The sequence below is a fragment of the Pseudomonas sp. CFBP13509 genome, assembly GCF_005233485.1.
In the GTDB taxonomy this organism is placed as follows: domain Bacteria; phylum Pseudomonadota; class Gammaproteobacteria; order Pseudomonadales; family Pseudomonadaceae; genus Aquipseudomonas; species Aquipseudomonas marginalis.
On sequence record NZ_QGAA01000001.1, the window covers coordinates 366710 to 392600 of the forward strand.

A 25891-nucleotide genomic window follows, 5' to 3' on the forward strand; every position below is an offset into this window, starting at 1 on the left:
CTGGTCACTCATCACCGCCTGCCACCGCAGGCTTTATTGAGGTTGCCATGAAAATTCGAGAACTGGCCCAGCATTGGGAAGAGAACGCCAAGGGTCGCCTGACCAAGACCGAGTACGCCATCCATCTGGATGTGGAGGCTGCTGCACGGCTGGCAGCCATCGCCGAGATGTACCCCAAGCGCCACACCGAAGAACTGCTCGGCGAGCTGATCGGTGCCGCCCTTGAGGAGCTGGAAGCCAGCTTTCCCTACATCAAGGGACAACAGGTCATCGCCACCGATGAAGAGGGCGACCCGCTCTATGAGGACGTCGGGCCAACGCCGCGGTTCCTGACCTTGTCCCGTCGCTATCTGCATGATTTGTCTGCCAGTGCCGACGACCAAAAGCACTGACGGACTCGATTGACACCCATCTGAACCCCGTATTCCGGGCCTCTGCCGAGGCTCGGAGTACCCCTGCACGTGGCAAAAGTTCCAACTTTTTACCCTGACCAATCAGTCAGATATTTTTTTAGGCAAATCGCCATCTCTTCTGAACTTTTGAAAAAAGCCTCCGGTCACAGCCAGTAAGCCATCACTTGGAACGGCCGTTTGAAAGGGCCTGTCGCGCTTTACCGCCGCGCCCAAAGCCGTTCACCGACTGCGATGGATTTTGATGTTTTTAGGAGCTATCCAATGGAGTTGAAGACGATGAAGACCAGCACTGCCAAATCCACGTTTAACCACCTGCGCGGGCTTAAATTGGCCGCGCTGGCAATCGGCACCAGCTTCGTTTTGGCTGGCTGCGCCGGCAACCCGCCAACCGAGCAGTACGCGGTGACTCAGTCCGCGGTCAACAGCGCAGTGAGCGCCGGCGGTACCGAGTACGCAGCAGTTGAAATGAAATCGGCCCAGGACAAGCTCAAGCAAGCCGAAATCGCCATGCACGACAAGAATTATGACGAGGCGCGTCGCCTGGCCGAACAGGCTGAATGGGATGCTCGCGTTGCAGAGCGCAAGTCCCAGGCGGCCAAGGCCGAACAGGCTGTGAAGGATTCCCAGAAAGCTGTTCAGGAGCTGCGTCAGGAAGGTATGCGCCCGGCTGCTATCCAGCAGAAATAAAGCGCCGCGCCTGATTGCACTGCACCCGATATCGAATTGAAAGGACGACACGACTATGCGTAAACAATTGATGATCCCTGCCCTGCTGGCGATGAGCGTTGCCCTGGCGGCCTGCTCTACCCCGCCCAACGCGAACCTGGAAAACGCACGGACCAACTTCTCGTCCCTGCAAACCAACCCGCAAGCCACCAAGCTTGCCGCGCTGGAAACCAAGGATGCCAGCGATTGGCTGGACAAGGCTGACAAGGCCTACCGCGACAAGGAAGACCAGAAGAAGGTCGATCAACTGGCCTACCTGACCAACCAGCGCGTTGAAGTGGCCAAAGACACCATCGTGCTGCGCGAATCCGAAGCCAAGCTGAAAAACGCCGGCGACGAACGCGCCCGTGCCCTGCTCGAGGCCCGTGATGCGCAGATCAAGCAGCTGCAGGACAGCTTGAACGCCAAGCAAACCGAGCGCGGTACTCTGGTGACCTTTGGCGACGTGCTGTTTGCCACCAACAAGGCCGACCTGAAGTCCAGCGGCCTGGTCAACATCAATAAGCTGGCGCAGTTCCTTCAGGAAAACCCGGATCGCCAGGTGATCGTTGAAGGTTACACGGACAGCACAGGCAGCGATGCCTACAACCAGAGCCTGTCGGAGCGACGTGCCGCTTCTGTGCAGGTTGCGCTGATCAAGATGGGCGTTGACCCACGCCGCATCGTGACCACCGGCTATGGCAAGGAATACCCGGTTGCCGACAACGGCAGCGTCTCGGGCCGTGCCATGAACCGCCGCGTTGAAGTGACCATCTCCAACGATAACCAGCCGGTCAAGCCACGCTCGTCCGTCGCCAACTGATTGATTGATGCTGGATAAGAAAACCCACCTTATGGTGGGTTTTTTTTGGGCTCGCCGAATTGGACAGGACGGTTTGTGTCCTCCGCTGGCAGCTCAATCTTCGGGGCATGGGCCTGTTTCGGCAAATGCTCCATCAGTTGCTTTTTCTGCTCCCGAGCTTGCTGCCGTTCCAGATCCTCATGGCACCTGACCATATCCCGCATGTTGCGTAATGCCGGACTTTCAGGAGCTGCAGGATTTGCAGGATTTGAAAAAATAGATATCGCCACTTTCTCGGCCCTGAACTGTGTAAGTTACACCGCTTTATGTGGCGTCTTGCGCGATATGGTTCCAAATAAATCCCGCCCCCCTGTGGACATTGAGCGGGCCGTGGCTAACCTGACCCCGGATACACAAAAACCCGCCTATGGCAGGCGGGTTTTTCCACGGGTGGGCAATCAGGTGTTGATCGAGCCCCCCCCCTGATAGTCGGGTTGCGGAATCTGGCCATTGCCCTGGCCGCCTTCGCCGCCTTGGCCGCCCTGTGCACCTTGTTGCTGCAGTTGTGCAAGCAGCTTCTTCAGTAGCTCCTTCAGGTCCTCGAGACTCTCTCCGCCGCCGGCCCCACCGCTTCCCTGCCCACCCTGGGAGCCTTGTGACTCCATTTGGTTAATTTTGCTTTTTACGTCATCAATCTGTTGGTTGAGGTCTCCCTGGGAGCTCCCGCCGGCGCCATAGCTGCCCGTATTCACTGGAGACTGTGTTCCGCTGATGCTTGTCATAAATGTCGACTCCACAATAACTAACGAAAAGGACCGATCAGTCACACCGATCAGTCCATAGTCTGTGGCGGGCAAATAGAGATGGTTCCGGCCTGGGAAGACTCGGACCTGCACCAAGGGACGAATCCCCAGGCTGAGTGGCGTTTTCCCACGGACTCGACGCGCTGGCTTACTGCTGCAGTTGCGGGGTTTCCTGGCCCATGCAACGCACCGCCTGCTTCTTATTATTGACCAACACACCACTCAAGCCTTTTTGTTCGGTATCGAACATGACCAGCACGCCATCGACGCACTGCGCCACTTGAGCGGCCGGGGTCAGGGAGATCTTGTAGTCCTCGCCCGGCACGGTCTTGAGCATGGTGAAGTCGCTGAGCAGCAACGCATCCTCAGGCTTGGCGAAGTGCAAATAGCCGTAGTACCACAGGCAGCCGACGGTGCCGATGATGGTGCCGATACCGGTGAGGATCAGCGGGATCATGTTGCGTTCTTCACTCATTGCGGGCTCTCTGATGGATCAACTTTAGGAATGGGGTAATTCGGAATCTCGCCCAGGCGGCGCAGGCCGTTGAAGTGCTGCGGGTCGTCCAGATAGCGCAGCATCACGGTTTGCCAAGTCTTGTCGGCAAAGGTCTGCACATGGCCGCCGCGGGTCAACTGCAATACCCGTGGCGGTGGCGCGGCCTGATACAGGCGGATACCGTTGGCCACGGGCACGATCGGGTCATCCAGGCTGTGGAACAGCAATTTCGGCACGCCGGTCAGTTGCGGCATGGCGTTGATCGCGCTGTCGGCGTCGGGCACCAGCCAAGACAAGGGCACCTGGAAGGGCCATGTTAACCAGGAGGTGCTCAGGGCGAATTGTCCTACGTCACGATAACTGGCCGGCACGCCGTCCAGTACCAGGGCCTTGAGTTGGACTTGACGCTGCGGGTGTTCCGCCAGGTAATGCACCGCCAGCGCACCACCGAGGCTTTGACCGAGGACGATCAACGGCTGGCCCTGGGTTTCGGGCGCCTGGTCGAGCCAGTTGAACGCCGCGTCCACGTCCTGATAGATCGCTGGCAGCGAGGGCTTGCCTGCCGACAGCCCGTAACCGCGATAGTCCAGCAGCAGTACCTGGTAGCCCTGCTCCGGCAACCACCAGCTGCCGCCCAGGTGCCAGGCCAGGTTACCGCCGTTGCCGTGCAGGTGCAGCACCGTCCCTTTGACGGGTACTCCGGCCTTGGCCGGCAGCCACCACGCGTGCAGCTTCACACCGTCGGCGGTGGTGAGGGTGACATCGCGGTATTGCAAGTGCGCTTTTTCGGGCGTGAACGGCAGGCCGGGTTCGGGGTAGAACAGCAGCGAGCTGCAACCGTTCAATGTGAGTAGCAGGCACAGAATGCCGAGGATTCTCATCCGTTGAAGCCTCGTGAATAACAACGTTTAAAGGATATTGGAGTAATCCGCCTCGATCCGGTCCAGGCTCAAGTGGTTGAGGAAGTTGGAGAAACACATCCACGCCGCCAGTGCATTCATGTCGCGGAACTGCTCCGGCAGGTACTTGGGCGGCACCACCAGGCCTTCGTCCACCAGTTGGCGCAAGGTGCGCATGTCTTCCAGGGTGGTCTTGCCGCAGAACAGCAGCGGCACTTGCTCCAGCTTGCCTTTGCGCACGGCCAGCTGGATGTAGTTGTAGACCATGATAAAGCCCTTGAGGTAGGACAGATCCTTGGTAAACGGCAGGCCGTTCGGCACCGAGCCACGGAATACCCGGCTGGCGTTGCCATAGCTTTCGGCCATTTCAAAGCCTTGCTCGCGGAAGAACTCGAACACCTGCAGGAAGTCGGCACCCTCTTCCACCATGTGGATCGCACGGGTGCGGTTGGTCAGCTTGCGCAAGCGGCTCGGGTAGGAGGCGAACGTAATGATCTCCATGAGGATCGCCAGGCCTTCCTGGGTCACGGTGGACGACGGCGGGCCCTTGGACAGGAACGTGCAGATCGGCTGGTTCTGGCCGTTGAGCGTGGTACCGACATGCACCAGGCCTTCGTGGACTTCCAGCGCACGCACGTCGCGGTCGTTGAACATCGCGTCGGCGCGGATCTTGATGTAGTCGGCGCCCGCTGCGGCATCGGCAACGATGCCGTCGGACTCAAACACCCGGATGGTCTCTTCGGCTTCGCCAAATACCTTGTTCAGGCGGGTTTGCAGCAGGGCCACGGCGTCCTTGGCGGTCAGGGTCTTGGCTTCGTCCTTGAGGTCACCACGGCCGTCGATATTGTTCAGGTAGTCGGAGAGCATCAGGCCCAGGTCAGCCAGGGTCGGGTCGCCGGCGTGGAAGGCGTCGGAGGCGGCGCCGTACAGCTCCTGGGAAATCAGGCCGAAGTCCTCGGTGCCGCGGGCTTCGAGCATGCGCACCACCATGCGGTATTCGCGGCACATGCGGCGCATGATCTGCCCCACCGGGCTGAACTGGCCGAGGCGGCGAGTGATGTCGCGTTCGATGTTCTGGAATTCCAGCTTTACCGCACTAGAGTCGAACGACAGCGGCCGGTTCAGGTAATAGTCGCGATCCACGGCGGGCATGGCCTTGCCCTTGGCCTTGAGGAATCCCTGGCGAATGTTGTCGTCCCACTTCACGGCGTCGAGGACGCGAATCGGTGTTTGCGCCAGCACAATGCGATCGGACAAGCTGCGTATCGTCTGCTGGTAATCGTCCACCCGGTGCTTCCTCTTTAAACGTTATTTGCCCGCACGCTGGTAGCGCACGGCTTCAACGAACACATCGGCATTGGCCGGATCATCCAGGTAGGCAAACACCTGGCTCATGGAACTGTCGACCCGTACGCCGGCGCCTTCGACGGTATCCACGCTGCTGCCCTGCAGCACCTGTTGCCCGATGGCCTGGTGAATCTGTTCGAGGTCGAGGTTATAGACCACCAATTCGTGCTTATCGTCGAACTCGAACCCCGCCAGGAAGTAATGCCCTCCGAACCGGGCCGGCAACGGTGCCGACAGGTACCAGCGGTTGCCATGACGCGAAACGGTAAACAGGTACTCATCGCGCTGGGCCGGCGTGGCTTTAGGGTAGCTCACCGCCTTGTAGCGGTGCTCACCGGCACGGCTGATGCGCAGATTGAGCGGTTCGCCCCAGGCATTCCTGCTGGTCCAATGGCCCAGCAACTCATCCGGTGCCGCCTCATGGGCGGGCAACGGGTCCTTGAACGTGACCAGGCAACCGCTGAGCAACAGGAACGACAAGGCGATTACCGCCACACGCCAGGTTTTCATTGGACTCCCCCGGTGTCAGACCGAGGCCAACACCAAATGCATGTAACGCTTGAGGATCTCAAGCATCTCTTCACCGGTCAGAGGCTCTGCGCCGCCCAGCAGGCCCTGATATTCCATCCGACTGATAATCGCCGTCAACACCTTGGCGTCCTGTTGCGGCTCGCGGGAGCCCAATACCTGGAAAAACTGCCCCGTGCCCTGCAACAGGATCTGCTGGTGGGAACGCACCAGCTCAGCCAGGCGCGGGTTGAGCAAGGCTTCCTGGCGAAAGGCCTGTTCGGCCATCAAATGCTCGCGGCGGTTGGTCAACTGGCGCAGCACATAGTCGGCGGTCAGCCGCGCGATGTCATCGGCCAGTTGCGAGCGCGATTCCGGGCTGCCATCGCCATAGGCGACCATCTCACGCAGCAGGCCTTCGTTACGCACCCATAGCTTGCCCATGAAGGCGGCGCTGCGTTCAACGTACTGGGCGAAGGTATCGGTGAGCAGGTCATCGATGTCCTTGAAGTAATAGGTAGTGGCTGACAACGGCACACCGGCCTCGGCCGCCACGGCCCGATGGCGCACGGCCCGCACGCCATCGCGCACCACGATGCGCATGGCTGCATCGAGAATGTCTTGCCTGCGTTGCTCGCTGCCCCGACGGCTGGCCTTACGGCCCTGGTACTGGACGCTTTCAGCCACGGCAGCGGCAATGCCGGCGGCACCTTCTTGAGCGGTTACGCGGTTCACGACACACATCCTTGAATAGATCAAAACCTGGCGCTGTTTGCTTGACGCTTAAAAACGCCACATAAAAAAGCCGCCTTATAAAAGGCGGCTTCGGATTTCGCTACATTTACGCTTGTGGCCGCATGTGCGGGAACAAGATCACATCGCGGATCGACGGCGAGTTGGTCAACAACATCACCAGGCGGTCGATGCCGATACCTTCACCGGCCGTTGGCGGCATGCCGTATTCCAGGGCACGTACGAAGTCGGCGTCGTAGTGCATGGCTTCGTCGTCGCCAGCGTCCTTGTCGGCCACCTGGGCCATGAAGCGCTCGGCCTGGTCTTCGGCATCGTTAAGCTCGGAGTAGGCGTTGGCGATTTCGCGGCCGCCGATGAACAGCTCGAAACGGTCGGTGACGTTCGGGTTGTCGTCGTTGCGACGGGCCAGCGGCGACACTTCGAACGGGTACTGGGTAATGAAGTGCGGCTGTTCCAGCTTGTGCTCCACCAGCTCTTCGAAAATCATCACCTGCAGTTTGCCCAGGCCTTCGAAACCGAGCACCTTGGCACCGGCTTTCTTGGCGATGGCGCGGGCCTTGTCGATGTCGTTGAGGTCGTCTGCGGTCAACTCAGGGTTGTACTTGAGGATCGAGTCGAACACCGACAGGCGTACGAACGGCTCGCCGAAGTGGAACACCTTGTCGCCGTACGGCACGTCGGTAGTCCCGAGGACAAGCTGCGCCAGCTCGCGGAACAGTTCCTCGGTGAGGTCCATGTTGTCTTCGTAGTCGGCGTAGGCCTGGTAGAACTCCAACATGGTGAATTCCGGGTTGTGCCGGGTCGAGACGCCTTCGTTACGGAAGTTGCGGTTGATCTCGAACACCTTCTCGAAGCCACCGACCACAAGACGCTTGAGGTACAACTCAGGCGCGATACGCAGGAACATTTCCAGGTCCAGTGCGTTGTGGTGGGTTTCGAACGGCTTGGCTGCGGCACCACCCGGGATGGTCTGCAGCATCGGGGTTTCCACTTCCAGGAAGTCACGCTGCATCAGGAAGCTGCGGATGTGCGCGATGACCTGCGAACGCACGCGGAAGGTCTGGCGCACGTCTTCGTTGACGATCAGGTCAACGTAGCGCTGGCGGTAACGCTGCTCGGTGTCGGTCAGGCCGTGGTGCTTGTCCGGCAACGGGCGCAGGGACTTGGTCAGCAGGCGCACGCTGGTCATTTCCACGTACAGGTCGCCCTTGCCGGAACGGGCCAGGGTGCCTTCGGCGGCGATGATGTCGCCCATATCCCAGGTTTTCACCGAGGCCAGGGTTTCTTCGGACAGGGTCTTGCGGTTGACGTAGACCTGGATACGCCCGGTCATGTCCTGGATCACCATGAACGAGCCACGGTTGAGCATGATGCGACCTGCCACCTTGACCGGGATCGCCGCTTCTGCCAGCTCTTCCTTGGTCTTGTCCGCGTACTGCTTCTGCAAGGCATCGCAGTAGTTGTCGCGACGGAAGTCGTTGGGGAAGGCATTGCCCTTGGCGCGCTCGGCAGCCAGCTTTTCCTTGCGCAGGGCGATCAGGGAGTTTTCTTCCTGTTGCAGGGCTTGCGGGTCGAGTTGTTGGTCGCTCATGTCTTTAAATTTTCCATCAGGTTCGTTGTCCCAGGCGTAGGCCGGGGATCGCCGGCAAGGACCAGGCGTCCCCCCGGTTCCTACAAGGGGTTACAGGCCAGATTTCAGGCTGGCTTCCAGGTATTCGTCAATGTCACCGTCGAGCACCTTGTCGCAGTCGCTGCGTTCGATGTTAGTGCGCAGATCCTTGATCCGCGACGCATCGAGCACATAAGAGCGGATCTGGTGACCCCAGCCGATATCCGACTTGGTGTCTTCCAGGGCCTGGGAAGCGGCGTTGCGCTTCTGCATTTCCTGCTCGTACAACTTGGCCCGCAGCATTTTCATGGCGGTGTCCTTGTTCGCGTGCTGGGAACGTTCGTTCTGGCAGCTCACCACGGTGTTGGTCGGTACGTGGGTAATACGTACGGCCGAGTCGGTGGTGTTTACGTGCTGGCCACCGGCACCGGAGGAGCGGTAGGTGTCGATACGCAGGTCGGCCGGGTTGATCTCGATTTCCACCTTGTCATCGATCTCGGGCGAGACGAACACCGCAGAGAACGAGGTGTGGCGACGGTTGCCGGAGTCGAACGGGCTCTTGCGCACCAGGCGGTGTACGCCGATCTCGGTACGCAGCCAGCCAAAGGCGTATTCACCCTTGATGTGCACGGTCGCGCCCTTGATGCCGGCGACTTCACCAGCCGACAGTTCCATGATGGTGGCGTCGAAACCGCGTTTGTCGGCCCAGCGCAGGTACATGCGCAGCAGGATGTTGGCCCAGTCCTGGGCTTCGGTGCCGCCGGAACCGGCCTGGATGTCCAGGTAGGCGTTGTTCGGGTCCATTTCGTGGCTGAACATGCGACGGAATTCAAGCTTGGCGAGGTTTTCCTCGAGACGGGCCAGCTCGGCGACGACATCGCCCACTGCGCCTTCGTCGTTTTCCTCGACGGCCATGTCCAGCAGGTCGCGGCAATCGGCCAGGCCGGTATTCAGTTCGTCGAGGGTGTCGACGATCTGCGCCAGCGCAGCGCGCTCGCGCCCCAGTTCCTGGGCGTATTCAGGTTTGTTCCAGACACTCGGATCTTCAAGCTCGCGATTGACTTCGGTCAGGCGCTCATGCTTTTGATCGTAGTCAAAGATACCCCCGAATAGTTTCGGAGCGCTCGGACAGGTCCTTGATGGTGTTAAGGATCGGGTTGATTTCCATGGCGGGCAGCACTCGTTGGCGAACTTTTGAAAGCCGGCGAGTATAACGGCAAACGGGGGGGAGCGGCAGCCCGCCTGGCGAAAAGGCAGACTACGCAGGGTTAAATGTGGGAGGGGGCAAGCCCCCTCCCACATTTTGATCTGTTGCGGCCTCGAGTCACTCAATGCCGACCAGGTTTCGCCCGTTGTGCTTGGCCGTATACAAGCCCTTGTCCGCCGCCATGATCAACTGGCGGCAATCGGTACCCTGCACCGGCGTCATGGTCGACAGCCCGATGCTGATGGTCAGGCTCGAGCCTTCCGCCGGGGCGATATGCGGGATTTTCAGTGCGGCGACGGCCATGCGCAGCTTTTCCGCCACCAGGCGTGCCCCACCCGGCGAGGTGTTCGGCAACACCAGGGCAAACTCTTCGCCGCCGTAGCGCGCCGGCAGGTCCGAGGGGCGGCTGCTGGCTTCGCGGATAGTGTTGGCGACCTTGCGCAAGGCTTCATCCCCCTCGACGTGGCCAAAGCTGTCGTTGTAGGTCTTGAAGAAATCCACGTCGATCATCAGCAATGACAGCTGGGTCTGGTCACGCATGGCGCGGCGCCATTCCAGCTCCAGGTATTCGTCGAAGTGGCGGCGGTTGGACAGCCCGGTCAGGCCATCGGAGTTCATCAGCCGTTGCAGCACCAGGTTGGTGTCCAGCAGCTGTTGCTGGCTGACCCGCAGCGCACGGTAGGCGGCATCGCGCTGCAACAGGGTCATGTAAGAACGCGAGTGATAGCGGATGCGCGCCACCAGTTCGATGTTGTCCGGCAGCTTGACCAGGTAATCGTTGGCCCCCGCCGAGAACGCCGCGCTCTTGATCAGTGGGTCTTCCTTGGTGGAAAGCACGATGATCGGGATGTTCTGCGTGGCCGGGTGGTTGCGGTATTCGCGCACCAGGGTCAAGCCGTCGAGGCCCGGCATCACCAGGTCCTGCAGGATCACCGTGGGCTTGATGCGGATGGCCTGGGCAATCGCCTGGTGCGGGTCGGCACAGAAGTGGAAGTCGATGTTTTCTTCGTGGGCCAGGCCGCGCCGGACGGCTTCGCCGATCATGGCCTGGTCGTCGACCAGCAACACCATGGCGGCGTTTTCGTCGGTCTTGATGTCGTCGATCTGTAAATCATTCATGTGCAGTCACCTGAATTACTGCCTGCAAGCCAACACCGCGGAAGGTCATGATCATTTTGCAAAGACCTCCAGCAATCGGGGCGCAATTCTATCCAGTGGGCGAATTTCAACAGCAGCATCAATCGCCGCCGCCGCTTTGGGCATGCCATACACCGCCGAGCTTTGCTGATCCTGGGCGATGGTCAAATAACCTTGTTCACGCATTAGCTTGAGCCCCTGGGCCCCGTCACGCCCCATACCCGTCAGCAGTACGCCGACGGCATCGCCATTCCAGTGGCTGGCCACGCTTTCGAAAAACACGTCGATCGAAGGCCGGTAAATCTCGTTCACCGGCTCTGCGGTATAGGCTAGCGTGCCATTCTTCAATAAACGAATGTGGTGATTGGTACCGGCCAGCAGCACCACCCCGCTTTGCGGCGGTTCGCCTTCGCGGGCCAGGCGTACCGGCAGGCCGGAGGCGCTGCTCAGCCACTCGGCCATGCCGGCGGCGAAGACCTGATCCACATGCTGCACCAGCACAATGGCGGCGGCAAAGTCCCGGGGCAATCCCTTGAGCAGGGTTTCCAGGGCAGCCGGGCCACCCGCCGAAGAACCGATCGCCACCAGGCTCTGGCGTTCGCCGGTGCTGCGCTCCGGGGTGGTTTCGGCGCGCACACGGCTGCCGCGCTGGCCGATCAGCCAGCCGATGTTGAGGATCTTGCGCAGCAACGGCGCCGCCGCATCCTTGGGGTTGCCCACACCGAGCGCCGGCGTGTCCACCACATCCAGGGCGCCGTGGCCCATGGCTTCGAACACCCGGCTCACATTGGCCTGGCGGTCGACGGTCACCAGCAGGATCGCGCACGGGGTCTCGGCCATGATCTGCCGCGTGGCCTCCACGCCGTCCATCACCGGCATGATCAGGTCCATCAGAATCAGGTCCGGGGTCAATTCGGCGCAGCGCTGCACCGCCTCCAGGCCATTGCTGGCCACCCACACAACCTGGTGCGCGGGCTCGAAGCTCAAGGCACGGCGCAGGGCCTCCACGGCCAGGGGCATGTCATTGACGATCGCAATCCTCATGACCGCGCGCCTCCGATCAGCTCCACCACGGCATCCAGCAGCGCGTCATCGTGGAAACTGGCCTTGGCCAGATAATAATCGGCCCCAGCATCCAGCCCGCGACGGCGGTCTTCTTCACGGTCTTTGTACGACACCACCATCACCGGCAACGATTGCAGGCGACTGTCACGGCGCAGGAGTGTGACCAATTCAATACCGTCCATACGAGGCATATCGATATCAGTGATAAGCAGGTCGAAGTCTTCGGAGCGCAAGGCGTTCCAGCCGTCCATGCCGTCAACCGCGACGGCCACTTCGTACCCGCGATTGAGCAGCAGTTTGCGTTGCAACTCCCGCACAGTGAGCGAGTCGTCCACCACCAGTACCCGCTTGCGCGGTGCCTCGGTGGCCTGCTGGCTGCGCCGGGCGATGCGTTCCAGGCGCCCGGTGTTGAGCAGCTTGTCCACCGAGCGCAGCATATCTTCCACATCGACGATCAATACCACCGAGCCGTCGTCCAGCAAGGCACCGGCGGAAATATCCTGGACCTTGCCCAGGCGATCATCCAGCGGTAACACCACCAGGGTGCGTTCGCCGATAAAGCGTTCCACGGCGATCCCGTAAACCGCATCGCGCTCGCGGATCACCACCACCTTCAAGGTTTCGTCATTGCTCTGCCCCAATGGGCGCTGCAACAGCTGGCTGGCGGCGACCAGGCCCACATGCCGACCTTCATGCCAGAAATGCTGGCGGCCTTCCAACTGCACAATGTCGTCGGGTGCCAGGTCGCACATGCGCTCGATATGCGCCAGCGGGAACGCATAGGCTTCCTCGCCGACTTCCACCACCAGGCTGCGCACCACCGACAGGGTCAGCGGCACCTCCAGGTGGAAGCGACTGCCCTGCCCTGCCGCCTGCTCCAGCACCACCGCGCCGCGCAGTTGGCGAACCATATGCTGCACCGCATCCAGCCCGACACCGCGCCCGGACACTTCGGTGACCTTGTCGCGCAGGCTGAACCCCGGCAGGAACAGGAACGTCAGCAGCTCCTCTTCACTCAGGTTCAGGGCCGTCTCCCAGGTTGAAAGATGCCGATCGACGATGGTGCCGCGCAGGCGCTCCAGGTCGACGCCATTGCCGTCGTCACTCAGCTCCAGCACCAGCAGGCCGGCCTGATGGGACGCGCGCAGGCGGATCAGGCCTTCGGCAGGTTTGCCTGCCAGCAGGCGTTGCTCGGGCATTTCGATGCCGTGGTCGACGGCATTGCGCAATAGATGGGTGAGTGGCGCTTCGAGCTTTTCCAGCACGTCGCGATCGACCTGGGTCTTTTCTCCCTCGATCTCCAGGCGCACTTGCTTGCCCAGGCTGCGGCCGAGGTCGCGCACCATGCGCACCTGCCCGGCCAGCACGTCGGCAAACGGGCGCATGCGACAGGCCAGCGCAGTGTCGTAGAGCACCTGGGCACGCTGGCCGGCCTGCCAGCCAAACTCATCCAGCTCGGCGGTCTTTTCCGCCAGCAGCGCCTGGGCTTCGCTCAGCAGGCGGCGGGTATCGGCCAGGGCTTCCTCGGCTTCGAGGCTCAAACCCAGGGTCTTGAGCTGGCCATCCAGGGTATCCAGGGCGCGTACGCTCTGGCTTTGAATCCGTTTGAGACGCTGCATGCTGGCCAGGTAGGGCTTGAGCCGCTGGGTTTCCACCAGAGACTTGCTCGAGAGGTCCAACAGGCTGTTCAAGCGCTCGGCGGTCACGCGCAATACGCGTTCGCCACCTTCAGTCATGCGCCGGCCCTGACGCGGCGGATCACTGGCGACGTGCGGTGCGGGCTCAGGCTCCGGCGGCAGCTCTTCGATGAGCGGCGCCGGGGCGGGCTCAGGCGCAGCGGGCAGCGGCGCGACGTAGGCACTGGGCTGGGATGGATCCAGCAGGCGCTCCATCAACGCCACATAGGCATCGATGTCCGCCGTGCCGACATCGTTGCCAGGGGTGGCGATACGCATCAGCAAGTCGGTGCCTTGCAGCAACGCGTCGATATGTTCGGGTTGCAGGTACAGGCGGCGTTCCTGGGCGCTGACCAGGCAATCCTCCATGACATGGGCCACGCTGACCCCGGCGTCCACCCCGACGATGCGCGCCGCGCCCTTGAGCGAATGCGCGGCACGCATGCAGGCTTCAAGCTGGTCGGCCTGGGTAGGGTTGCGCTCCAGGGCCAGCAGGCCCGCGCTCAGCACCTGGGTCTGGGCATCGGCTTCCAGGCTGAACAGCTCCAGCAGCGAGGCGTCGCGCATCTGGTCGGGGGTCATGTGAGGCTCCGGGTCACGGCGGACAACAATTGCGCCTCGTCCAGCCACCGCAGGCTACGGCCTTTCCACTGCAACACACCCTGGGTGTAGCGCGCGCTGGCCTGGGTACCCGAGGCCGACGCCGCCTTCAGGGTGCGCTCATCGATGGCATGGATGCCATCCACTTCGTCCACCGGCACCACCACCGGGCCATCCTGCGCGGCGATGATCAGCATGCGCGGCATGATCCGCCCACCGCTGGCGCCCTGATGGGTTGTTTCCAGGCCAAGCAACTCCACCAGCGACAGGCACGCCACCAGCGCGCCACGCACATTGGCCACACCGAGCAAGGCACGGGAGCGCTGGTGCGGCAGCGAGTGAATCGGTTGCAACGGCGCCACCTCCACCAGGCAGCGGGTGGCGATGCCCAGCCATTCCTCGCCGAGGCGGAACACCAACAGCGAGCGGGTGACGATCTTTTCGTCAACCTCGGCAGCCGCCACCGGACGACGGTCGTCCTGCTGCAAGGCATAGCGGTCCAGCAAGCGCGTGGCGGCAGCCGAGTACACCGAACAGTTACGGCAGTGGATATGTTCCACAAGCAACGGGCACGACTTGTCGCCATGGATACCGATACGGTTCCAGCAGTCGTCGATGGCTTGGGTGTCGGCCAGGGTCAGGTCCAGGCCTGCGGTGTTGAGCGCCTCGGTGCTACTCATCGTTTGGACTCACTGTCTGCTCGCTCGCTGCGGGCAGCCCGCGCCTGTAAACGGCGCGCCCCCGCACTGTCGCCCTGGGACTCGAGCAAGGCGGCCAGGTGCATCAAGGCCTGCGGGTGCTGGGGTTCCAGGTACAAGGCTTTACGATAAAACCCCTGGGCTTCCAGGGCGCTGCCGGCCACGTCGCTGAGCAACCCCAGCCAGTAGAACACCTGGGCGGCCGGCGGGTGACTGTTCAGATACTGCTCGCAGGCGGCGCGGGCCTCGGCACTTTTGCCTTCGTTGGCCAGGCTGGCGATGCGGCTGAGCAAGGTGCCCGCATCGGAGGGCGGCGCCTTGATCGGCCCCGCCTGGGTGCTGGCCGTGCTGAACGGTCGCGGCTTGACCGGGACCGGCGCGGCGCTGCGCGGTGGCGTCGGCATGGGCACGAATACCGGCTCAGGCTTCACCGGTTCGGCATGCCGGCTGAAGGCAAATGACTGCGGCACCCCAATCGAGCGCATGCCGTGGCGCCCCAGCAAGCTGCCCTCGGCGGGACCGATAAACAGCACGCCGTCCACATGGGTCAGGCCCTTGAGCACATCGAAGACTTGTTTCTGGGTCGGCTGGTCAAAGTAGATCAGCAGGTTGCGGCAAAACACGAAATCGTAGCTCGCCTCGTTCGCCAGCAGCGTCGGGTCGAGCAGGTTGCCGACTTGCAGGCGCACCTGTTCGCGCACGCGGTCGGCGATGTGGAACCCGTCGCCGTATTCCGTGAAGTGGCGGTCGCGAAAGGCAATATCGCCACCGCGAAACGAGTTCTTGCCATACACCCCACGCCGGGCGCGCTCCACCGACAGCGGGCTGACATCCAGGCCCAGGACCTTGAACTGGTGCGGCGCCAGCCCGGCATCCAGCAAGGCCATGGCAATGGAATAGGGTTCTTCGCCGGTGGAACACGGCAGGCTGAGAATGCGCAGGGCGCGCATCTGCTTGATCTCGGCCAGGCGTGCAAGCGCCAGTCGGGCCAGGGTCGCAAAGGATTCGGGGTAACGGAAAAACCAGGTCTCGGGGACGATCACGGCTTCGATCAGCGCGTGTTGCTCGTCCTCGGAGCTTTGCAGGTGCTGCCAGTACTGCCCTGGCGTTTGCGCCTGCACGGCCTGGCTGCGCTGGCGTACGGCGCGCTCGATGATGGCCTCGCCGACCGACGCGACGTCCAGGCCGATACGTTCTTTCAAGAAGGCAAAGAAACGCGGGTCGTTGCTCATAGGCTCAGCTCGGCAGAAAACAACAGGGCGCGCACATCATCGGTGAGCACGTCATTCACGCCAATCCACTGCATCAGGCCCAGGGCATCCTCACGCACCGGCCCCAGGTACCGCGCCTGGCGGTTATCCAGGCCGTAAGGCTGGAATTCGGCCGGGTCGCACCGCAGGGTGTCCGTGGCCTGCTCGAGGATCAGCCCGAGCCAGCGCGATTCGACCCAGGTGTGCGGCTGGTAATTGACCAGCACCAGGCGCGTACTCGTACGCGCCTGGGCCGCTGTGCCGAAGGTCAGCGCACTCAGGTCGATGACCGGCACCAACACCCCGCGATGGGCAAAGATGCCCGCCACCCACAGTGGCGCGTGGGCGATAGGCTTGAGCGGCAGGCGTGGCAACACCTCGGCCACCTCCGTGGCCTTGAGCGCAAAGCGTTCGCTGCCGATGTGAAACACCAGGAACAAGGCTTTTTTCGCTGCCGGAACGGCGCCGCGTTTAGCCGCAAGGTCGCTCATCAGACTTTGAAACGCGACACGCCGCTGCGCAGACCCACCGCAACCTGGCTCAGTTCATCGATGGCAAAGCTGGCCTGGCGCAGGGACTCCACCGTCTGGCTGCTGGCATCGCCCAGTTGCACCAGGGCATGGTTGATCTGCTCGGCGCCGGTGGCCTGGGCCTGCATGCCTTCGTTGACCATCAACACCCGCGGCGCCAGGGCCTGTACCTGATGGATGATCTGCGACAGCTGCTCGCCTACTTGCTGCACTTCGAACATGCCTCGACGGACTTCTTCGGAGAACTTGTCCATGCCCATCACGCCCGCCGAAACCGCTGACTGGATTTCACGCACCATCTGCTCGATGTCGTAGGTGGCCACGGCGGTCTGGTCGGCCAGGCGCCGCACTTCGGTGGCCACCACGGCAAAACCGCGCCCATATTCACCGGCCTTTTCGGCTTCGATGGCGGCATTCAGGGACAGCAGGTTGGTCTGGTCGGCGACCTTGACGATGGTCACCACCACTTGGTTGATATTGCCGGCCTTCTCATTGAGGATCGCCAGCTTGGCGTTCACCAGGTCGGCGGCGCCCATCACCGAGTGCATGGTTTCTTCCATGCGCGCCAGGCCTTGCTGGCCGGAACCGGCGGCCACCGAGGCCTGGTCGGCGGCGGTGGACACTTCGGTCATGGTGCGAACCAGGTCCTTGGAAGTGGCAGCGATCTCCCGTGAAGTGGCACCGATCTCAGTGGTGGTGGCCGCGGTTTCAGTGGCAGTGGCCTGTTGCTGCTTGGAGGTGGCCGCAATCTCGGTGACCGAGGTGGTGACCTGCACCGAAGAGCGCTGGGCCTGGGACACCAGGGCCGTGAGCTCGGTCATCATGTCGTTGAAGCCGGTTTCCACCGCACCGAACTCGTCCTTGCGCTCCAGGTTCAAGCGTTTGCTCAGGTCACCGGTGCGCATGGTCTGGAGGATCTCGACGATGCGTTGCATCGGCGCCATGATCGCGCGCATCAGCAGCAGGCCACACAGGCCGGCGGCGAGAATGGCCACGGCCAGCGACAGGAACATGCTGACCTTGGCCGAGGCAACGGCGTCGTCAATGGCGGCCGTTGCCCTGTCGGACACGGCCTTGTTTTCCGTGATGATGTCATTGAGCTTCATGCGCCCTTCGGTCCAGATCGGCGTCAATTGCTCTTCCAGCAGCTCGCGGGCGGCCGGCAGGTCATTGGCTTCGACGCGCTCAAGCACCTCGGCCAGGACCTTGTTGTAATTGATGTGGGCGGCCTTGAAGTTATCGAACTCCATGCGATCGGCCTGGCTATGCACGGTTTTTTCGTAATTGGCCATCTGCTGTTCGATACGCGCCTCGAAGGCCTTGTAATCCGACTTATCGCTATTGGTGAAGGTTTTATCCTCGCGCAGACCAATGATATCGATGGTCTGCAAATAGCTGTCGACCCACGCGCTGCGGATCATCGAACTGAGGTAAACCCCCGGCACCGCGTCGTCACGCACCGATTCCTGGCTGGCTTCGATCTTCAGCAACCGTGAGTAGGACACCACAACCATCAGCAGCATGATCGCGATAATGACCGCAAAGCTCGCCAAAATCCGCTGGCGCAAGGTCCAATTCTTCACAGTGTTTCCTCGAAGGGCCATTCAAATGGAGGGGAGTATAGCTGAGCAGAAGCCCTCATTTATCAATGGGTTTTGGTGTTGTGCCGACATATATGCAAAAACACCTGTGGGAGGGGGCTTGCCCCCGATTGCGGTGGAACAGCTGCAAATACTCCAACTGGTCTACCGCTATCGGGGCAAGCCCCCTCCCACATTGCGTACACTCGTCGGTTATTGGTTAAGCCGTACCTGCTTTTCCAGTTCCAGCTTCAAGCCCGGCTCGAGCTTGAGTTGGCGGGCCAATTCGTCCAGATACGCCTTTTCCATAAAGTTCTCCTCGTCCACCAGCATCACGCTGGCGATGTACATCTCGGCAGCCATTTCCGGGGTGCCGGCGGCGCGGGCGACGTCGGCCGGGTCCAGCGGCTTGTTCAATTCGGCGTGCAGCCAGCTTTGCAGTTCGCGGTCGTTGTCCAGCTTGGTGAATTCACCTTCGATCAGTGCGCGTTCACGCTCATCCACATGGCCGTCGGCCTTGGCGGCGGCGACCAATGCCTTGAGGATCCCCTGGCTGTGCTGCTCGACCTGGGCCGGTGGCAGGCGGTCGATGGTTTGCGGTTCGCCCTGAGGCGCGTTGGCCTGCTTGGCCTGCCAGTTGCCGTAGGCTTTGTAGGCAATCACGCCCAACGCGGCCAGCCCGCCATAGGTCAGGGCCTTGCCGCCAAACTTGCGCGCCTTCTTGTTGCCCAGCAACAGGCCCATGGCACCCGCCGCCAGGGCGCCACCGCCCGCACCGCCGAGCAGGCTGCCCAGACCGCCGCCGAGCAGCCCGCCGAGGGCGCCTTTATCGTCCTGCTTGCGCTGGCCGCCGGTTTTGTTCTGCAACATGTCCTGGCCGGACTTGAGCAACTGATCGAGCAATCCACGGGTATTCATTCGTAGCCTCCAGACACTAGTGTTCATAGGACCAATAGGCCCTCAGCGTAAAACTAAGTGCCAAAAAGCCGCGATCTAGAGTGCTTCCAGATGTAACGCCGCTGCCCTTCGCTTAAATCGATATACACTCGGATAAATCTATAAAAACACCCCACTGGTAATTCCAGCATGATGACCTTGCGTCAAATCCGGCATTTTATCGCCGTGGCCGAGACCGGTTCGATCTCCGCCGCCGCGCAGACCGCGTTCATTTCCCAGTCCACCCTGACCCTGGCGATCCAGCAACTGGAGCAGGAAATCGGCGTCACCCTGTTCAACCGCCACGCCAAGGGCATGACCCTCACGCACCAAGGCCATCAGTTCCTGCGCCAGGCGCACTTGATCCTCGCCACCGTCGACAATGCCAAGCGCAGCCTGCAACAGAGCACCGACCAGGTCGCCGGGCAGTTGATCATCGGCGTGACCAGCCTGGTCGCCGGCTACTACCTGGCGGATTTGCTCACCCGCTTCCAGCGCGCCTACCCCAACGTGGAGATCCGCGTGATGGAAGACGAACGCCCGTATATCGAGCATTTGCTGGTCAGCGGCGAGATCGATGTGGGCGTGCTGATCCTCTCCAACCTGGAAGACCGCCACGCCCTGCAGACCGAAGTCCTCACCCACTCGCCCCACCGCCTGTGGCTACCGGCGCAACATCCGCTGCTGGAGCACGACAGCATCAACCTCGCCGACGTGGCAAGCGAGCCGTTGATTCAGCTGAACGTCGACGAAATGGGGCATAACGCCCAGCGCCTGTGGGCAGCAGCCGGCCTGCAACCGCGCGTGACCCTGCGCACCGCCTCCACCGAGGCCGTGCGCAGCCTGGTGGCCGCAGGCCTGGGCGTATCGATCCAACCGGACATGACCTACCGCCCCTGGTCCCTGGAGGGCGACATTATTGAAGCGCGGCCGATTGCCGACCTCAGCCAGACCCTGGACGTCGGCCTGGCCTGGCGTCGAGGCACCGCGCGACCAGCCTTGGTGGATCCGTTCCTCACCGTTGCGCGGGAACAACCACACCCGCGCAAGCCATCTATTTAATCGAATGCTGCATTCAGTATTTAGTATTTGTTGACCTCACGCCTGGCCTCTAGTCTCTGTTTATTCATAGGAGAAGGTCATGCGCCTTGTAAGAGAACGCCCATGACCACACAAGAAAAGAGATCACGAAAAATGTCCGGCGCGCCAACCCCGCTGCTCACTGCGTTGCTGATCGACGGCGAACTGGTCCAGGGCCAGGGCGTTGCCGAGCCGATCCTCAACCCGGCCACCAGCGAAGTGCTCACCCAGATCGCCGAAGCCAGCACCGAGCAGGTCGAAAGTGCGATCCTCGCCGCACACCGCGCTTTTGCCGGCTGGTCGCGGACCACGCCGCAACAACGCTCCAACATCCTGCTGGGCATCGCGGACGCCATCGAGAAACACGCCGACTATCTGGCCCGCCTGGAATCGCTTAACTGCGGCAAGCCGTTGCACCTGGCGCGCCAGGACGACTTGAGCGCCACCATCGATGTGTTCCGCTTCTTCGCCGGCGCCGTGCGCTGCCAGACCGGCCAGCTCAGCGGCGAATACCTGCCGGGCTACACCAGCATGGTGCGCCGCGATCCGATTGGCGTGGTGGCCTCGATTGCGCCGTGGAACTACCCGCTGATGATGGCCGCGTGGAAGATCGCCCCGGCGCTGGCGGCCGGTAATACCTTGGTGTTCAAGCCGTCGGAACACACGCCGCTGTCGATCCTCGCATTGGCTCCGGTCCTGAAGGACGTGTTACCACGCGGGGTCATCAACATTCTGTGCGGTGGCGGTGAAGGCGTCGGCAGCCATTTGGTCAGCCACCCCAAGGTGCGCATGGTCTCGCTGACCGGCGACATCGTCACCGGCCAGAAAATCCTGCAGGCCGCCTCCAAGACCCTCAAACGCACACACCTGGAATTGGGCGGCAAGGCGCCGGTGATCGTGTGCAACGACGCCGATCTGCAAGCCGTGGTCGAAGGCGTACGTGCCTACGGTTACTACAACGCCGGCCAGGACTGCACCGCGGCGTGCCGCATCTATGCTCAGGCGGGCATCCACGACAAATTGGTCGCCGAGCTGGGCGCAGCCGTCAGCAGCCTGCGCTTCGCCGGCAAGCGCGATGCCGATAATGAACTCGGCCCGCTGATCAGCACACGCCAGCGCGACCGCGTGGCCAGCTTTGTCGAGCGCGCCCTGGGCCAGCCGCATATCGAGCGGGTCACCGGCGCGGCCGTGCATTCCGGGGCCGGCTTCTATTACCAGCCGACGCTGCTCGCCGGTTGCAAGCAGAACGATGAAATCGTCCAGCGCGAAGTGTTCGGCCCGGTGGTCACCGTGACCCGCTTCGACGAACTGGAACAGGCGGTGGACTGGGCCAACGATTCCGAATACGGCCTGGCCTCCTCCGTCTGGACCCAGAACCTGGACAAGGCCATGCAGGTCGCCGCGCGCCTGCAATACGGCTGCACCTGGATCAACAGCCATTTCATGCTGGTCAGCGAAATGCCCCACGGCGGCTTGAAGCGCTCGGGGTATGGGAAAGATCTGTCCAGCGATTCGCTACAGGACTACAGCGTGGTGCGCCACATCATGGCCCGCCACGGCCAGCATCTTTAAAACAACAACTAAGCTCATGCGTCACGGCTTCACACACTGCCCCGACCATAATTAAAGAAGAGGGAATCCCCATGTCTGCGCATAAGACCGCACTGCTCAGTGCCTTGACCACCGCGCTGCTGGCCAGCGTCAGTATCCAGGCCGCCGAACCGCTCAAGGCGGTGGGCGCTGGTGAAGGCCAGCTGGATATCGTCGCCTGGCCCGGCTATATCGAACGTGGCGAAAGCGACAAGGCCTACGACTGGGTCACAGGTTTCGAGAAGGAAACCGGCTGCAAGGTCAACGTGAAAACCGCCGCCACCTCTGACGAAATGGTTAGTTTGATGGCCAAGGGCGGTTATGACCTGGTCACCGCGTCCGGGGATGCGTCGCTGCGGTTGATCGTTGGCAAGCGTGTGCAACCAATCAACACGGCGTTGATCCCCAACTGGAAGAACATCGACCCGCGCCTCAAGGATGCGCCGTGGTACGTGGTGGGCCAGCAGACCTACGGCACCCCGTACCAGTGGGGGCCGAACGTGCTGATGTACAACACCACCGTGTTCAAGACCGCGCCCACCAGCTGGAATGTGCTGTTCGATGCGCAGAACCTGCCGGACGGCAAGCCGAACAAAGGTCGCGTGCAGGCCTATGACGGTCCGATCTACATCGCCGATGCGGCGCTGTACCTCAAGAGCACCCAGCCGGAACTGGGGATCCAGAGCCCCTATGAACTGACCGAAACCCAGTACAAGGCCGTGCTCGACCTGTTGCGCGCGCAGCAGCCGTTGATCCACCGCTACTGGCATGACACCACCGTGCAAATGAGCGACTTCAAGAACGAAGGCGTGGTGGCCTCCAGCGCCTGGCCGTATCAGGTCAACGGCCTGCAGAACGAGAAGCAGCCGATTGCTTCGACCATTCCCAAGGAAGGCGCCACCGGCTGGGCCGACACCACCATGTTGCACAGCGAGGCCAAGCACCCGAATTGCGCCTACAAGTGGATGGACTGGTCGCTGCAGCCGAAAGTCCAGGGCGATGTCGCCGCCTGGTTCGGCTCGCTGCCGGCGGTGCCCGCAGCCTGCAAGGAAAGCGAACTGCTCGGCGCCGAGGGTTGCAAGACCAACGGCTTCGACCAGTTCGACAAGATCGCCTTCTGGAAAACCCCGCAGGCCGAGGGCGGCAAGTTCGTGCCGTACAGCCGCTGGACCCAGGACTACATCGCGATCATGGGCGGGCGCTAAGCCATCTGACCCTCAGGGGCCGCTTCGCGGCCCAACGCAGCCTCGTGCCTCGGCAGCTGCTACGGATCTTTACTGCTCCTACACCGTTGGTAGGAGGTGTCGAGTGAAACGAGGCTGCGATTTCTGAGCACCTCCTACGATTTTATTTTTATCCAAAACGCGCCTTTTTGGAGCACCGCACCATGACGCTTGCAGTCCAATTCACCCACGTTTCCCGTCAGTTCGGCGAAGTGAAGGCCGTTGACCGGGTTTCCATCGATATCCAGGACGGCGAGTTCTTTTCCATGCTCGGCCCATCCGGCTCGGGCAAGACCACCTGCCTGCGCCTGATCGCCGGTTTCGAGCAACCGAGCGCAGGCTCGATCCGCATTCATGGCGAGGAAGCCGCTGGCTTGCCGCCGTATCAGCGTGACGTAAACACGGTATTCCAGGATTACGCACTGTTCCCCCATATGAACGTGCGCGACAACGTCGCCTATGGCCTCAAGGTCAAAGGCGTGGGCAAGACCGAACGCCTCAACCGCGCCGAAGAAGCCTTGGGGATGGTCGCCCTCGGTGGCTACGGCGAGCGCAAGCCGGTACAGCTCTCCGGCGGCCAACGCCAACGAGTGGCCTTGGCCCGTGCCCTGGTCAATCGCCCCCGCGTGTTGCTGCTCGATGAACCCTTGGGCGCCCTCGACCTCAAGCTGCGCGAACAGATGCAAAGCGAGCTGAAGAAGCTGCAACGCCAGCTCGGCATCACCTTTATCTTCGTCACCCACGACCAGACCGAAGCGCTGTCGATGTCCGACCGTGTGGCGGTGTTCAACAAGGGCCGTATCGAACAGGTCGACACCCCGCGCAACCTGTATATGAAACCGACCACCGCGTTCGTCGCCGAGTTCGTCGGCACCTCCAACGTGATTCGCGGCGAGTTGGCCCAGCGCCTCAGCGGCAGTGCGCAGCCGTTTTCGATTCGCCCGGAACACGTACGGTTTGCCGAGGGCCCGCTGGGCGCCGGCGAAGTGGAAATCAGCGGCCTGCTGCACGACATCCAGTACCAGGGCAGCGCCACCCGCTATGAACTGAAACTGGAAAACGGCCAGGCGCTGAACATCAGCCAGGCCAACAACCAGTGGCTGGACATCAGCAGCGGCCATCAGGTCGGCCAGTCCATCACCGCCCGCTGGGCGCGAGAAGCCATGACGCCGCTGACTGACCGCGCAGGCGAGGTGTGACATGAGCCTGGCCCTTTCCCAACCGCCGATGCGCAGGTTTTCCAACCTGCTGTACCGCAAGCCCAACCTGTACCTGGCGATGCTGCTGGTTCCGCCGCTGATCTGGTTCGGCGCGATCTACCTGGGTTCGTTGCTGACCCTGCTATGGCAAGGCTTCTATACCTTTGACGACTTCACCATGGCGGTCACCCCGGACCTGACCCTGGCCAACTTCGCCGCGCTGTTCCAGCCTTCGAACTTCGACATCATCCTGCGCACCCTGGGCATGGCGATCGTGGTGTCGATCGCCAGCGCCATCGTCGCCTTCCCGATCGCCTACTACATGGCGCGCTACACCACGGGCAAGACCAAGGCGTTCTTCTATATCGCGGTGATGATGCCGATGTGGGCCAGCTACATCGTCAAGGCGTATGCCTGGACGTTGCTGCTGGCCAAAGGTGGAGTGGCGCAGTGGTTCGTGCAGCACCTGGGCCTGGAACCGGTATTGCAGTTCGTGCTGGGCATTCCCGGCGTGGGCGGCAGCACCTTGAGCACCTCGCACCTGGGGCGTTTCATGGTGTTCGTCTATATCTGGCTGCCCTTTATGATCCTGCCGATCCAGGCGTCCCTGGAGCGCTTGCCGCCGTCGCTGCTGCAAGCCTCCGCCGACCTCGGCGCCAAGCCGCGCCAGACCTTCATGCAGGTGATCCTGCCACTGTCGGTGCCGGGGATTGCCGCCGGTTCGATCTTCACGTTTTCGCTGACCCTGGGCGATTTCATCGTGCCGCAACTGGTGGGTCCGCCGGGTTACTTCGTCGGCGGAATGGTCTACGCCCAGCAAGGCGCCATCGGCAATATGCCCATGGCGGCGGCGTTCACCCTGGTACCGATCGTGCTGATCGCGGTTTACCTGTCCATCGTCAAACGCCTGGGGGCCTTCGATGCACTCTGAGAAATCATCATTAGGCTTGAAGATCGCAGCCTGGGGCGGGTTGGTATTCCTGCACTTCCCGATCCTGATCATCTTCCTCTACGCCTTCAACACCGAGGAAGCCGCGTTCAGCTTTCCGCCCCAGGGCTTTACCCTGAAGTGGTTCAGCGTGGCCTTCGCCCGGCCGGATGTGCTGGAAGCGATCAAGCTGTCGTTGCAGATCGCCGCCATCGCCACCCTGATTGCCATGGTGCTGGGCACCCTGGCCTCGGCGGCGCTGTATCGCCGCGAGTTCTTTGGCAAGCAAGGTGTGTCGCTGATGTTGATCCTGCCGATTGCGCTGCCGGGGATCATCACCGGTATTGCACTGCTGGCGACGTTCAAGACATTAGGCATCGAGCCGGGGATGTTCACCATCATCGTCGGCCACGCGACGTTCTGCGTGGTGATCGTCTACAACAACGTCATTGCCCGCCTGCGCCGTACGTCCCACAGCCTGATCGAAGCCTCGATGGACCTGGGCGCCGACGGCTGGCAGACCTTCCGCTACATCATCATGCCCAACCTCGGCTCGGCGCTGCTGGCCGGCGGCATGCTGGCGTTTGCGCTGTCGTTCGACGAAATCATCGTCACCACTTTCACCGCCGGCCACGAGCGTACGTTGCCGCTGTGGTTGCTCAACCAATTGAGCCGGCCACGGGATGTGCCGGTGACCAATGTGGTCGCGATGCTGGTGATGCTGGTGACGATGTTCCCGATCCTGGGCGCCTATTACCTGACCCGCGGCGGTGAAAGCGTGGCCGGGAGTGGTGGTAAATAATTTTTTATTGAAGACACCGAGCCCTCTCCCACATTCAGAGCCGGTTTATTCAGTGA

25 protein-coding genes are annotated in these 25891 nt (G+C 61.9%); 9 read left to right on the forward strand and 16 right to left on the reverse strand.

Features of this window, described 5'->3' with window-relative positions; all coding sequences use genetic code 11:
- The first annotated feature begins 47 nt into the window (after window positions 1–47).
- The 3 genes from PspCFBP13509_RS01785 to PspCFBP13509_RS01795 all read left to right on the forward strand — a co-directional run bounded on the left by PspCFBP13509_RS01785 (window position 48) and on the right by PspCFBP13509_RS01795 (window position 1941).
- The gene (locus PspCFBP13509_RS01785) at window positions 48–392 is read left to right on the forward strand and encodes a hypothetical protein (protein ID WP_027604509.1); all 345 of its coding nucleotides are present in this window, start codon (window positions 48–50) and stop codon (window positions 390–392) included.
- Window positions 393–674: 282 nt separating this feature from the next.
- Window positions 675–1100: a DUF4398 domain-containing protein gene (locus PspCFBP13509_RS01790; protein WP_027604510.1), complete on the forward strand. Its 426-nt coding sequence runs from the start codon at window positions 675–677 to the stop codon at window positions 1098–1100.
- 55 nt (window positions 1101–1155) lie between these two features.
- Window positions 1156–1941, forward strand: a complete 786-nt coding sequence (locus tag PspCFBP13509_RS01795; protein ID WP_027604511.1) for an OmpA family protein — start codon at window positions 1156–1158, stop codon at window positions 1939–1941.
- A 437-nt stretch (window positions 1942–2378) separates the two neighbouring features.
- Here PspCFBP13509_RS01795 and PspCFBP13509_RS01805 read toward each other — a convergent pair whose 3' ends face one another.
- The 16 genes from PspCFBP13509_RS01805 to PspCFBP13509_RS01880 form a co-directional block, all read right to left on the reverse strand.
- Window positions 2379–2702: a hypothetical protein gene (locus PspCFBP13509_RS01805; protein ID WP_065926485.1), complete on the reverse strand. Its 324-nt coding sequence runs from the start codon at window positions 2700–2702 to the stop codon at window positions 2379–2381.
- 169 nt (window positions 2703–2871) lie between these two features.
- On the reverse strand, window positions 2872–3198 hold the full coding sequence (locus tag PspCFBP13509_RS01810) for a hypothetical protein (RefSeq protein WP_003172217.1): 327 nt from the start codon (window positions 3196–3198) through the stop codon (window positions 2872–2874).
- Window positions 3195–4100, reverse strand: coding sequence for an alpha/beta hydrolase (locus PspCFBP13509_RS01815; RefSeq protein WP_027604512.1), 906 nt, complete (start codon window positions 4098–4100; stop codon window positions 3195–3197). Before PspCFBP13509_RS01815 ends, PspCFBP13509_RS01810 begins: the two co-directional genes overlap by 4 nt.
- A gap of 27 nt (window positions 4101–4127) precedes the next feature.
- Window positions 4128–5405: a flavohemoglobin expression-modulating QEGLA motif protein gene (locus PspCFBP13509_RS01820; RefSeq protein WP_027604513.1), complete on the reverse strand. Its 1278-nt coding sequence runs from the start codon at window positions 5403–5405 to the stop codon at window positions 4128–4130.
- 21 nt (window positions 5406–5426) lie between these two features.
- Complete coding sequence (locus PspCFBP13509_RS01825; protein WP_065926486.1) at window positions 5427–5975, reverse strand: hypothetical protein; 549 nt, start codon at window positions 5973–5975, stop codon at window positions 5427–5429.
- 15 nt (window positions 5976–5990) lie between these two features.
- Window positions 5991–6707 (reverse strand): TetR/AcrR family transcriptional regulator, encoded by a 717-nt coding sequence (locus PspCFBP13509_RS01830; RefSeq protein ID WP_027604515.1) that lies wholly within the window; start codon window positions 6705–6707, stop codon window positions 5991–5993.
- Window positions 6708–6813: 106 nt separating this feature from the next.
- Window positions 6814–8316 carry a lysine--tRNA ligase gene (gene lysS, locus PspCFBP13509_RS01835; RefSeq protein ID WP_065926487.1) on the reverse strand — a complete coding sequence of 501 codons (1503 nt, stop codon included), beginning with the start codon at window positions 8314–8316 and terminating at the stop codon, window positions 6814–6816.
- Between the two features lie 90 nt (window positions 8317–8406).
- Window positions 8407–9502 (reverse strand): peptide chain release factor 2 gene (gene prfB / locus PspCFBP13509_RS01840; protein ID WP_098465888.1). Its coding sequence is split into 2 segments (ribosomal slippage): window positions 8407–9429 and window positions 9431–9502, totalling 1095 coding nucleotides; the frame shifts between segments, so codons are not numbered across the junction.
- Window positions 9503–9658: 156 nt separating this feature from the next.
- Window positions 9659–10660, reverse strand: a complete 1002-nt coding sequence (locus PspCFBP13509_RS01845) for a response regulator (protein ID WP_065926488.1) — start codon at window positions 10658–10660, stop codon at window positions 9659–9661.
- A gap of 51 nt (window positions 10661–10711) precedes the next feature.
- Entirely contained in the window at window positions 10712–11722 is a 1011-nt protein-coding gene (gene cheB / locus PspCFBP13509_RS01850; RefSeq protein ID WP_065926489.1) for a chemotaxis response regulator protein-glutamate methylesterase, read from the reverse strand.
- Window positions 11719–14001: a hybrid sensor histidine kinase/response regulator gene (locus PspCFBP13509_RS01855; RefSeq protein WP_065926490.1), complete on the reverse strand. Its 2283-nt coding sequence runs from the start codon at window positions 13999–14001 to the stop codon at window positions 11719–11721. Before PspCFBP13509_RS01855 ends, cheB begins: the two co-directional genes overlap by 4 nt.
- Window positions 13998–14699 carry a chemotaxis protein CheW gene (locus PspCFBP13509_RS01860; RefSeq protein WP_027604520.1) on the reverse strand — a complete coding sequence of 234 codons (702 nt, stop codon included), beginning with the start codon at window positions 14697–14699 and terminating at the stop codon, window positions 13998–14000. Before PspCFBP13509_RS01860 ends, PspCFBP13509_RS01855 begins: the two co-directional genes overlap by 4 nt.
- Window positions 14696–15949 carry a CheR family methyltransferase gene (locus PspCFBP13509_RS01865; RefSeq protein WP_065948859.1) on the reverse strand — a complete coding sequence of 418 codons (1254 nt, stop codon included), beginning with the start codon at window positions 15947–15949 and terminating at the stop codon, window positions 14696–14698. Before PspCFBP13509_RS01865 ends, PspCFBP13509_RS01860 begins: the two co-directional genes overlap by 4 nt.
- The gene (locus PspCFBP13509_RS01870) at window positions 15946–16458 is read right to left on the reverse strand and encodes a chemotaxis protein CheW (protein ID WP_137211485.1); all 513 of its coding nucleotides are present in this window, start codon (window positions 16456–16458) and stop codon (window positions 15946–15948) included. The genes PspCFBP13509_RS01865 and PspCFBP13509_RS01870 overlap by 4 nt, the downstream gene beginning before the upstream one ends.
- Window positions 16458–18080, reverse strand: a complete 1623-nt coding sequence (locus PspCFBP13509_RS01875) for a methyl-accepting chemotaxis protein (protein ID WP_065926492.1) — start codon at window positions 18078–18080, stop codon at window positions 16458–16460. Before PspCFBP13509_RS01875 ends, PspCFBP13509_RS01870 begins: the two co-directional genes overlap by 1 nt.
- A 210-nt stretch (window positions 18081–18290) precedes the next feature.
- The gene (locus PspCFBP13509_RS01880) at window positions 18291–18995 is read right to left on the reverse strand and encodes a tellurite resistance TerB family protein (RefSeq protein WP_137211486.1); all 705 of its coding nucleotides are present in this window, start codon (window positions 18993–18995) and stop codon (window positions 18291–18293) included.
- A 168-nt stretch (window positions 18996–19163) separates the two neighbouring features.
- Here PspCFBP13509_RS01880 and PspCFBP13509_RS01885 point away from each other — a divergent pair, with 168 nt between their 5' ends.
- The 6 genes from PspCFBP13509_RS01885 (at window position 19164) to PspCFBP13509_RS01910 (ending at window position 25835) form a co-directional block, all read left to right on the forward strand.
- Complete coding sequence (locus tag PspCFBP13509_RS01885; protein WP_065926494.1) at window positions 19164–20075, forward strand: LysR family transcriptional regulator; 912 nt, start codon at window positions 19164–19166, stop codon at window positions 20073–20075.
- A 132-nt stretch (window positions 20076–20207) separates the two neighbouring features.
- Window positions 20208–21665: a gamma-aminobutyraldehyde dehydrogenase gene (locus PspCFBP13509_RS01890; protein WP_178084534.1), complete on the forward strand. Its 1458-nt coding sequence runs from the start codon at window positions 20208–20210 to the stop codon at window positions 21663–21665.
- 71 nt (window positions 21666–21736) lie between these two features.
- Window positions 21737–22888 (forward strand): putative ABC transporter substrate-binding protein YdcS, encoded by a 1152-nt coding sequence (ydcS, locus tag PspCFBP13509_RS01895; RefSeq protein WP_065926496.1) that lies wholly within the window; start codon window positions 21737–21739, stop codon window positions 22886–22888.
- Between the two features lie 182 nt (window positions 22889–23070).
- The gene (locus PspCFBP13509_RS01900; protein WP_137211488.1) at window positions 23071–24105 is read left to right on the forward strand and encodes an ABC transporter ATP-binding protein; all 1035 of its coding nucleotides are present in this window, start codon (window positions 23071–23073) and stop codon (window positions 24103–24105) included.
- A gap of 1 nt (window position 24106) precedes the next feature.
- Window positions 24107–25036 carry an ABC transporter permease gene (locus tag PspCFBP13509_RS01905; RefSeq protein ID WP_027604529.1) on the forward strand — a complete coding sequence of 310 codons (930 nt, stop codon included), beginning with the start codon at window positions 24107–24109 and terminating at the stop codon, window positions 25034–25036.
- Window positions 25026–25835 carry an ABC transporter permease gene (locus tag PspCFBP13509_RS01910; RefSeq protein ID WP_025856826.1) on the forward strand — a complete coding sequence of 270 codons (810 nt, stop codon included), beginning with the start codon at window positions 25026–25028 and terminating at the stop codon, window positions 25833–25835. The genes PspCFBP13509_RS01905 and PspCFBP13509_RS01910 overlap by 11 nt, the downstream gene beginning before the upstream one ends.
- Window positions 25836–25891 lie beyond the last annotated feature (56 nt).